The sequence below is a fragment of the Methylocystis borbori genome (assembly GCF_036576025.1).
Classification (GTDB): Bacteria; Pseudomonadota; Alphaproteobacteria; order Rhizobiales; family Beijerinckiaceae; genus Methylocystis; species Methylocystis borbori.
The window spans coordinates 1-9263 of sequence record NZ_JAZHYN010000075.1 but is presented as its reverse complement, the minus strand read 5'-3'; the positions used below and the strand labels follow the sequence as shown (position 1 = coordinate 9263).

At 64.6% G+C, this 9263-nt stretch carries 13 protein-coding genes; 12 read left to right on the top strand and 1 reads right to left on the bottom strand.

From position 1 onward, the window contains the following. From V3H18_RS16030 to serS, 9 genes are all read left to right on the top strand, one after another. Positions 1-613 (top strand): glycoside hydrolase family 3 N-terminal domain-containing protein (locus V3H18_RS16030; RefSeq protein ID WP_332083083.1); only part of this gene is annotated, 613 nt, incomplete at its 5' end. A gap of 120 nt (positions 614-733) precedes the next feature. Then, positions 734-907 carry a hypothetical protein gene (locus V3H18_RS16025; RefSeq protein WP_332083082.1) on the top strand — a complete coding sequence of 58 codons (174 nt, stop codon included), beginning with the start codon at positions 734-736 and terminating at the stop codon, positions 905-907. Then, positions 904-1317: a PIN domain-containing protein gene (locus V3H18_RS16020; RefSeq protein ID WP_332083081.1), complete on the top strand. Its 414-nt coding sequence runs from the start codon at positions 904-906 to the stop codon at positions 1315-1317. Before V3H18_RS16025 ends, V3H18_RS16020 begins: the two co-directional genes overlap by 4 nt. A gap of 131 nt (positions 1318-1448) precedes the next feature. Next, positions 1449-2261, top strand: coding sequence for a segregation and condensation protein A (locus tag V3H18_RS16015; RefSeq protein ID WP_332083079.1), 813 nt, complete (start codon positions 1449-1451; stop codon positions 2259-2261). 19 nt (positions 2262-2280) lie between these two features. Further along, entirely contained in the window at positions 2281-3030 is a 750-nt protein-coding gene (scpB, locus tag V3H18_RS16010; protein WP_332083078.1) for an SMC-Scp complex subunit ScpB, read from the top strand. Positions 3031-3211: 181 nt separating this feature from the next. Beyond that, a complete protein-coding gene (locus V3H18_RS16005) occupies positions 3212-3451 on the top strand; it encodes a twin-arginine translocase TatA/TatE family subunit (protein ID WP_332083077.1) in 240 nt (79 codons plus the stop codon). A gap of 149 nt (positions 3452-3600) precedes the next feature. After that, on the top strand, positions 3601-4056 hold the full coding sequence (locus V3H18_RS16000; protein ID WP_332083076.1) for a preprotein translocase subunit TatA: 456 nt from the start codon (positions 3601-3603) through the stop codon (positions 4054-4056). Beyond that, positions 4053-4838 carry a twin-arginine translocase subunit TatC gene (gene tatC / locus V3H18_RS15995; protein WP_332083075.1) on the top strand — a complete coding sequence of 262 codons (786 nt, stop codon included), beginning with the start codon at positions 4053-4055 and terminating at the stop codon, positions 4836-4838. The genes V3H18_RS16000 and tatC overlap by 4 nt, the downstream gene beginning before the upstream one ends. A 187-nt stretch (positions 4839-5025) precedes the next feature. Beyond that, positions 5026-6453 (top strand): serine--tRNA ligase, encoded by a 1428-nt coding sequence (serS, locus tag V3H18_RS15990; protein WP_332083074.1) that lies wholly within the window; start codon positions 5026-5028, stop codon positions 6451-6453. Between the two features lie 3 nt (positions 6454-6456). On the opposite strand, the gene V3H18_RS15985 is transcribed toward serS, so the two are convergent. Continuing rightward, positions 6457-6813 carry an SH3 domain-containing protein gene (locus V3H18_RS15985; protein WP_332083072.1) on the bottom strand — a complete coding sequence of 119 codons (357 nt, stop codon included), beginning with the start codon at positions 6811-6813 and terminating at the stop codon, positions 6457-6459. 364 nt (positions 6814-7177) lie between these two features. Between V3H18_RS15985 and surE the strand changes: the two genes are divergently transcribed. From surE to V3H18_RS15970, 3 genes are all read left to right on the top strand, one after another. Next, positions 7178-7951 (top strand): 5'/3'-nucleotidase SurE, encoded by a 774-nt coding sequence (gene surE, locus V3H18_RS15980; protein ID WP_332083070.1) that lies wholly within the window; start codon positions 7178-7180, stop codon positions 7949-7951. Continuing rightward, positions 7948-8640 carry a protein-L-isoaspartate O-methyltransferase family protein gene (locus tag V3H18_RS15975; RefSeq protein WP_332083068.1) on the top strand — a complete coding sequence of 231 codons (693 nt, stop codon included), beginning with the start codon at positions 7948-7950 and terminating at the stop codon, positions 8638-8640. The genes surE and V3H18_RS15975 overlap by 4 nt, the downstream gene beginning before the upstream one ends. A 178-nt stretch (positions 8641-8818) precedes the next feature. After that, a partial coding sequence (locus V3H18_RS15970; RefSeq protein ID WP_332083067.1) for a LysM peptidoglycan-binding domain-containing protein occupies positions 8819-9263 on the top strand: 445 nt, incomplete at its 3' end.

The window sequence follows — 9263 nt, the reverse complement described above, 5'->3', positions numbered from 1 at the left end:
CGACATCATCGGCGACCGCGCCTATAGCCGCGACCCGGCGCGCGTCGCGGCGCTCGGCCGCGCGGCGGCGGAAGGGCTCATGGCGGGCGGCGTCGCGCCGGTGATGAAGCATCTTCCCGGGCATGGTCGCGCCCGCGCCGACAGCCATCAGGAGCTGCCGGTCGTCGAGGCGATTCGGGCCGAGCTCGAGGCGGTGGATTTCGCGCCCTTCAAGGCCAACGCCGACTTCCCCATGGCGATGAGCGCCCACGTTGTTTATACAAGTATAGACCCAGCTGCGCCGGCGACGCTGTCGAAGACGGTGGTGGGCGAGATCATCCGAGGACTCATCGGCTTCGACGGCCTGCTGATGACAGACGATCTCTCCATGATGGCGCTGACCGGCGACTTTCGGACGCGCGCCGAGCGGGCGATCGGAGCCGGCTGTGACATGGTCCTGCATTGCAATGGCCATCTCGCCGAGGCGCGGCCGGTCGCGGAGGGCGCGGGCGAACTTGTCGGCAAGGCGTTGGCGCGGGCGGAAAAGGCGCTGGAAAGTATTGGGAACGTCGAGCCCTTCGACCTCGCCGAGGCGACGCGCGAATTCGACGCGGCGATGGGCGCGGTCGCGTAAATACGTTGCGCGCATCGCCATTTTCCTAGATAGTGTGAAACTATGAAAAACATCACAGTTTCACTGGATGACGACACCTATCGCCGCGCGCGGGTCCGGGCGGCCGCGGAGGATACTTCCGTGTCGGCTGTCGTGCGGCGCTTTCTAAATGAATTCGCCTCGGAAGAGACGGAGTTCGAGCGGCTGAAACGCCAGGAGCGGGAATTGCGCGACCAAATTCATTCCTTTCGCGCCTCTGACCGGCTTTCGCGCGAGGACGTTCACGAAAGGCATGGAAAGCGAACGCCGGGGTGACCGCAGGCTTTCTCGATACGAATATTCTGCTCTATTCGATCAGTCGCGCGCCTGCAGAAAAAGCCAAGCGCGAACGCGCCATTGCGCTCCTCGAAGAGGATGACTGGAGCCTCTCCGCGCAGGTCTTGCAGGAATTCTATGTGCAGGCCACGAGGCCTTCCCGCGCCGACGCCTTGCCGCATGACATCGCCGCCGGCCTTGTGCGCGCATGGCAAAGGTTTCGCGTTCAGGACATCACGCCGGCTCTCGTCAACGCCGCCCTCGACATCAAGTCCCGATACGGCTTTTCCTATTGGGACGCGGCCATTGTAGCGGCCGCGCTCGCGCAAGGGCGCGCGCGGCTCTATTCCGAAGATCTGTCTCATGGCCAGATCGTCGAAGGTCTCCAAATCGTCGATCCGTTCCGATAGCGGCTCTCTCCTGTGGACGGCCCCGCCAAAGCGTAGGCCTCGCTTGCGATGACGGGCCAATGGGGCCAATCTTCGCGTGAAAGTTTGGCGACATTGATTCGCCAAGGGAAAACAGGCGCAAAGCTTTAGAAATGGCGCAAGACCTCAGCTTCGATCTCGACGAGTCGCGCGGGGAGGGCGAAGAGGCCTTTCTCGTCGATGTCGACGGCTTCGAGGGTCCGCTCGACCTGCTGCTCGAACTGGCGCGCCGCCAGAAGGTCGATCTCGCGCGCATTTCGATCCTCGCGCTCGCCGAGCAATATCTCGCCTTCGTCGAGGCCGCGCGTCGGCTGCGGCTGGAGCTCGCCGCCGACTATCTCGTCATGGCGGCTTGGCTCGCCTTTCTCAAATCGCGGCTGCTGTTGCCGGAGCCGCCCAGGGGCGAGGAGCCCTCGGCCTCCGATCTCGCCGCGGCGCTCGCCGAGCGGCTGCGCCGGCTGGAGCTCATCAGGCTCGCCGCGGATAAGCTCACCCAGCGCGCGCAGCTCGGCCGCGACATGTTTCTGCGCGGCGGGCCTGAGGGCGTCGAGACGATCTCGCAGCCTCAATATCAGGCGAGCCTCTATGATCTGCTATCGGCCTACGCCCGCCAGCGGCAGAAGACCGCGACGTCGCGCGTCGTGGTGCGCCAGCGCGCCGTCTGGTCGCTCGCCGAGGCGCGCGAGGCGCTGGAGCGCCTTGTCGGCATGGCGTCGGAATGGACGGTGCTGGACGATTTTTTGCTGCATTACTGTGTCGACATGCAGACCGCGCGCACCGTACGCGCCTCGGCTTTCAGCGCCTCGCTCGAAATGGTGCGGGAAGGGCGCTTCGACATCAGGCAGGACCGGCCTTTCGCGCCGCTATGGGTGCGGGCCCGCGCGCCTAAGCCGTCGGAAGAGCCCTTAGGCGCCTCGCCGCCCTGAAGATCAAGGAGAACGCCCATTGGCGCAGCCGGCTGAAAAGATCGAACTCTTCGACGTGAACAGCGACGAGGAGCTTGCGCGCCACGAGGCGCGGCTGAGAGAAGCCGAGCGCGTCGTCGAGGCGCTGCTCTTCGCCTCGGCCGAACCGCTCGACGAAGCGGAAATGGCGCGCCGGCTCGAGAACGGCGACGATCTTCCTCGCGTGCTGGAGCGGTTGCGGGCGCATTACGTCGGGCGCGGCGTCAATCTCACCCGCGTCGGCAAGAAATGGTTCTTCCGCACGGCGGCGGACCTCAACTGGATTCTCGCCCGCGAACAGGTGGAGGAGAAAAAGCTCTCCCGCGCCGCGCTGGAGACGCTCGCCATCATCGCCTATCACCAGCCGACGACCCGCGCCGAGATCGAGGAAATCCGCGGCGTCGCCATTTCCAAGGGCACGCTCGACGTGCTGCTCGACACCGGCTGGATAAGGCTGCGCGGCCGCCGCAAGGCGCCCGGCCGCCCTATCACCTATGGCACGACCGACGCCTTTCTGATGCATTTCGGGCTGGAGCAGATCGGCGATCTGCCGGGCCTCGACGAATTGAAGGGCGCGGGCCTTTTCGACGGCCGCCTGCCCAAGGGCTTCGACGTGCCGCAGCCTTCGGACGATACTGCGCTGCGCGACGACGAAGAGCCGCTGGAAGACGAAGCCCCGGCGCTGCTGGAGATGGAGTTTCTCGACGAGTCCGACGCGGCGCCGGAGCCGACGGCCGACGACGAGGACTGAGGACGCCGTCCTTCGGGACGCGTTTTTTTCGGCGCGCCCAGTTCCAAAGCGAAAGCGTCGCGCGGCGCGCCAATTCGGCTCGACGCATCGCGCCTCGCTTGTTTTTGCGGCGCCGGCAGCCTAACTTCCCGTCTAATACGCCGGTCCGCCGGCTGTCTCTTTTTTGGAAAGGGTGCGCGCCATGGGCGGTCTGTCGATATGGCACTGGATCATCGTCGGCGGCGTCGTGTTCATTCTCTTCGGCGGCAAGTTCAAAATCTCCGACGTGATGGGCGACGTGGCTAAGGGCATCAAGGCCTTCAAGAAGGGCATGACTGAGGAAGAGACGGCCGACGTCAAGGAGCAGCCGCCGACGTCGCTGCCGCGCCAGGCGGCGGATCAGGTCGGCGATAACAAGTTCTCGGAAACGAAAAAGATCTAGCGTCCACACCCTCCGCATGGGAGGGAGGATCGCGTTGAGGGCGCGGGGGCGGGCGAAAACGCCCGGCAATCTCGCCTTCCCACCCCGAAGCGCTTCGCGCTTCGACCCTCCCCGTTAAGGAGAGGGCGCAGGGCGCCTGAGCGAAAACCATGTTCGATCTCGATCCCGGCAAGCTCATCGTCATCGGCATTGTCGCGCTCGTCGCGATTCCCGCCAAGGATTTGCCGCGCGTCTTGCGCACGCTCGGCCAATACGCCGGCAAGATGCGGCGTATGGCGTCGGAATTTCAGGGCCAGTTCATGGACGCCATGCGCGAAGCCGATCTTGAGAATTTGCGCAAGGAGGTCGACGCCGCCAAGGCCGCGATCGGCGACGCGGCGAAACTCGACTCCTCTTTCGATCCGATGAGGGAAGCGCGCAAACAAATCGTCGACGCGATCGAGGGCGAAACGCCGTCGCGCGCCCAACGACCTCATTTTGAGCAGCCGAGCGCCTCGGAGGAGGAGGATGCGGCGTTGGCCTCCTTCGAGACGCGGCCTGCGGCCGCTCCTCAGGACGAAGCCGCTGATTTCCCCCAGGTCGAGCCGAAAAAGGCCGCGACATGAACGAGGCCGACGAAGCGGAGATCGAGGCGAGCAAGGCGCCGCTCATCGAACATCTGATGGAATTGCGCGAGCGCCTCATCAAGGCGCTGATGGCGTTCCTGGCGATGTTTATCGTCTCCTTCTTTTTCGCCAAGGATATCTACAATCTTCTCGTCATCCCTTACACGCAGGTCGCGGGGCCGGAAGCGAAGCTGATCTACACTGCGCCGCAGGAATATTTCTTCACGCAGATAAAGGTCGCGCTTTTCACGGCGGCGTTTCTGTCCTGCCCCGTCGTGCTGTCGCAGATCTACGCCTTCGTCGCGCCGGGACTCTATCGCCATGAGCGCGCGGCGTTCCGGCCCTATCTTTTCGCGACGCCGATCTTCTTCGCGCTGGGCGCGCTCGTCGTCTATTTCCTGGTGATGCCGAATTTGCTGCGTTTTTTCATCGGGATGCAACAGGCCAACGAACCGGGCAGGGCGCAGATCGAACTGCTGCCGCGCGTTTCGGAATATCTCTCGCTCATCATGACGCTGGTGCTGGCCTTCGGCATCGTCTTCCAGCTTCCGGTGATCCTGACCCTGCTCGGGCAGGTCGGCATCGTCTCGTCGGAGTTTCTCAAGGAGAAACGCCGCTACGCCATCGTCATCGTCTTCATCGTCGCGGCGGTGCTGACGCCGCCCGACGTCTTCTCGCAGCTCGCGCTCGCGCTGCCGGGCATATTGCTTTACGAGGCGTCGATTTACGCCGTGCGGATGATCGAGAAGAAACGCGCCGCCGCGCAGCAATCTACGGCTTGACCCCTTCTCCCGCTTGCGGGAGAAGGTGGCGCGCTGAGGTCTCCCGCGTCATGCCCGCGCTTGTCGCGGGCATCCACGCGGCGCCGTTGCGCATATTCTGTCATTTGACCGAAGCCGCTCGGCGTGGATGGCCGGGACAAGCCCGGCCATGACGGTCTGTTGTCACTCGATTACTGCCCGGGCGCCTATGTACGACATCAAATGGATTCGCGAGAACGCCGATATTTTCGATCGCGGCCGCGCGCGGCGCGGGCTGGAGCCGCTGTCGGCGCAGCTTCTCGCCTTTGACGACGCGCGGCGCGCGGCGATCGGCGAATTGCAAAAGGCGCAGGAGCGGCGCAACGCGGCGTCGAAAGAAATCGGCGCCGCGATGAAGGCGGGCGATGGCGCTCGCGCCGAGGCGCTGAAGGCGGAAGTCGCGGCGATCAAGGAGAATTGGCCGGCGCTGGAAGAGGCGGAGCGCTACGCCATCGCCGAACTCGACACTGCGCTCGCCGCCATTCCCAATACGCCGCTCGATGAAGTTCCCGACGGCGCCGATGAGAACGACAATGTCGAAATCGCGCGCTGGGGCGAGCCGCGCGTGTTCGACTTTCAGCCGAAGGAGCATTTCGAGATCGGCGAAGCGCTGGGACTGATGGATTTCGAGACGGCGGCAAAAATTTCCGGCGCGCGTTTCGTCGTCAATAAGGGCGGATTGGCGCGGCTGGAGCGCGCGCTCGCGCAATTCATGCTCGATCTGCATACGAGCGAGCATGGCTATATGGAAGTGAGCCCGCCGCTGCTCGTGCGCGACGACGCGATGTTCGGCACGGCGCAATTGCCGAAGTTTAGGGACGATCAGTTTCCCGCCGGAGCAAAAATCGACCCCGTTTATTTCACTTCTCCCGCCGATGCAGAGAGAGCCGAAAAAGCGGGCGAGGTGCGTGAGCCGACCGACGAAGAACGTCGAGTAATTGGGCCGCCTCCATTGGGGTATTTGATTCTGAAAGTTAGAGAAAAGCCTCAGCTATGGCTCATTCCCACCGCCGAAGTGCCGCTCACCAATCTCGTGCGCGAATCCATCCTCGATGAGGCGCAATTGCCGATGCGCATGACCGCCGGCACCTATTGCTTTCGCGCCGAGGCGGGCGCGGCCGGCAAGGACACGCGCGGCATGATCCGCCAGCACCAATTCTACAAGGTGGAGCTCGTCTCGATCACGACGCCCGAGCAATCGCTTGAAGAACATGAAAGCATGACCGGCTGCGCGGAGAAGGTTCTGCAGCTTCTTGAACTGCCCTATCGCAAGGTCGTGCTCTGCGCCGGCGACATGGGCTTCGCTTCGCAAAAGACCTACGACCTCGAAGTCTTTCTGCCGGGGCAGGGGAAATATCGCGAAATTTCCTCCTGCTCGGTCTGCGGCGACTTCCAGGCGCGGCGCATGAACGCGCGCTATCGTCCCGCAGGGGAAAAGGGGCCGCGCTTCGTCCATACGCTCAATGGCTCGGGCGTCGCCGTCGGCCGCGCCATGATCGCCGTGCTGGAGAATTATCAGCAGGCCGACGGTTCGGTCGACATCCCGCGCGTATTGCGGCCCTATATGGGCGGCGCGACGCGCATCGGCGGAAGTTAAGGCTTAATAGCCGGGCGTCGCATAGCCGTAGCGGTCGGCGCCGAGCACCGTGCCGTAGGTCTCCAAAGGCTCGGCCAACAGCCCCTGCGGGCCGGGACCCAGATCGTCCGGATCGCCCGGCACCACATAGGAGGCGTCGACATAGCCGACGCCGCCGCCATATTGCACCTGGCACCAGCGGCGGCATCCCATCACATTGAAGGGGGTATTCGGCAGGATCGTCGTGATGAGCGCGCTTTTTACGCTGGGGCTGACGCGCAGGGGCGCGGGCGTTGGCGTATAGGCTTCGTAAGCGGCGGCGGAGCCGGCGGAAAGAACGAGCGCCGCCGCGCCGATCAGCATCGCAAATCTTGAACGCATATGAATCTCTCCTCTGATTCCTGACGCGATAATCCGCTGAAACGTCGCAGTCCTCGCGCTTCGAGACGCGAGCTTCGCTCGCTCCTCAGCATGAGGACTGCTTGTTGGAGCTTCAAGCCTGCAATCCAAGGCCCCTCATCCTGAGGAGCCCGCGTAGCGGGCGTCTCGAAGGACGAGGGCCTTGGATTTTTTGACTACATATTTTCGGGCTGCGTCGCCCGTCCATCAGGATAGAAACTTTCGCCCCATATTCGGGACAATATAAGCTCCTTATGGACCTTGGCGCCCGAATCGTCCAAGAGACTTATGTCTTGATCCGAGTCAGGCGATAGGCGCGGCGCATGCCGAGCCGCTATAGAGCCCCATGCGCATTCTCCTCACCAATGACGACGGCGTCCATGCTCCCGGCCTCGCCATAGCTGAAAATATCGCGCGCGAATTCTCCGACGACATTTTCATCATCGCGCCGGAGTTCGAGCAATCCGGCGTCGCGCATTCCCTCTCGCTCAACGATCCGCTGCGGCTGCGCGAGATTTCCCCTCGCCATTTCGCCCTGAAGGGGACGCCGACCGACTGCGTCATCATGGGGGTGCGCAAGCTCATGCTCGACCATCCGCCGGACCTCATTATCTCGGGCGTCAACAGCGGCCAGAACGTCGCCGAGGACGTGAGCTATTCCGGCACCATCGCCGGCGCCATGGAGGGCACGATCCTCGGGGTGCCCTCGATCGCGCTCTCGCAGGTCTATGATTTTTTCGATCCCGATGTGAAAATCCATTGGGATTGCGCCGCAACGCATGGCGCCGGCATCGTGCGCCGCCTGCTCGCGGCGGGCGTGCCGAAAAATGTGCTGATGAACGTCAATTTTCCCGATTGCCCCGCCAAAGAGGTGGCGGGCGTCGCGATCACCATGCAGGGCCGGCGCGCGAGCGACGTCATGCTCATCGAGGACCGCAAGGACGGCCGCGGCAAGCCCTATCATTGGATCGCCTTCCAGAAGGCGAATTTCAAGCCCGGACCCGGCACGGATCTTCTGGCGCTCGAGGAGAAGAAAATCTCCATTACCCCCTTGCAGCTCGACTTCACCGATCATCCGAGCGTCACGCGCCTCGCCGCGCTTTTCGAGGGCGCGTCGTGATCGGGGCGGAGAGCGGCGCGACGGCGCATGCCATTGAAGCCGAGGAGCGCGCGGCGCTGCTGCTGGCGCTACGCCAGGCGGGGGTGCGGGACCTATCGGTGATGCGCGCCGTCGAGGCGACGCCGCGCGAGGCTTTCGCGCCCTATCGCTTCCGCGATCTCGCCAATCGCAATCTGTCGCTCCCTCTTGGCTGCGGCCAGACCATGTCGCGTCCCGCCGATCTCGCCCGGCGGCTGGAGACGCTGCGCGTCGGGCGCGGCCATCGCGCGCTGGAGGTCGGAACCGGCTCCGGCTATGGGGCGGCGACGCTTGCCCAACTCGCCCGCGAAGTGGTGAGCCTGGAGCGTTTCGAGACGCTGGCGATCGAGGCGGCGCGCCGGCTCGCCGCGCAGGGCGTCGCCAATGCGAAGGCGCTCCATGCCGACGGGCTCAATCCCTCGCGCGCGCTCGGGCCCTTCGACCGCATCATCGCGCATGTCTCGCTGGACGCCGCCCCCTCCGCGCTTATGGCGATGCTCGCGCCGGGGGGCGTCCTGGTCTTCGCCCGCCGGGAGCATGCGAAAAAGGGAGAACGGCCGCGCCAGCGCCTCATTAAGCTCGAACGCGTCGAAGGCGGCGAATGGCGCGAGGCCGATCTCGGCCCCTGCCGGCTCGATGCGGCGGTTCCCGGCGTCGCCGAGGCGCTCTGAACGCTGCCTCTTTCATGGGAATCGTGAAAATTTTCGCTTCTCGACTCATTCGCCGTTCATCTTAAACGGCTCCTTAACCCCCTGGCTGATACGTATTTCCCGTTGATGTTGCGTGCGGGTGGGTCGCGTCATGGCTACAAGGCGTCATTTTACTTATTCACGGGCCGCGGTGCGGCTCATGGCTGCGGCGGGTCTCGCCGCTCTGGCGTCCGGCTGCTCCGACGCCTCCCGGTTTGCGGGCGATCCTTTTGCCGATCCCTTCGCCGGTTCGACCAAGGTCGCCTCGCGCGGCGTCGATCGCGCGCCGACCGGCGCGATCCTGCCGCCAGCGGAGAAGTCAGCCGCTTCGACGCCCGTCGAATCCCGTCCATTGCCGGCGCCCTCGGCGAGCGCTGCGGCGCCCCGTCCCGTCGCTCAGGCTCCCGCCCCCGCGGGGAGCCTAGGCCCCGCGCGCTGGAGCGCGGAAGGCGGCACGCCGATCGTCGTCAGCCAGGGCGAAACCGCCGCGGTCCTCGCGACCCGTTACGGCGTCCCCGCCGACGCGCTGCTGCGCACCAACGGCTTCACGACAGCCGCTCAGATCAAGCCTGGCGCGCGGGTGGTGATCCCGGTGTATCGCGCCG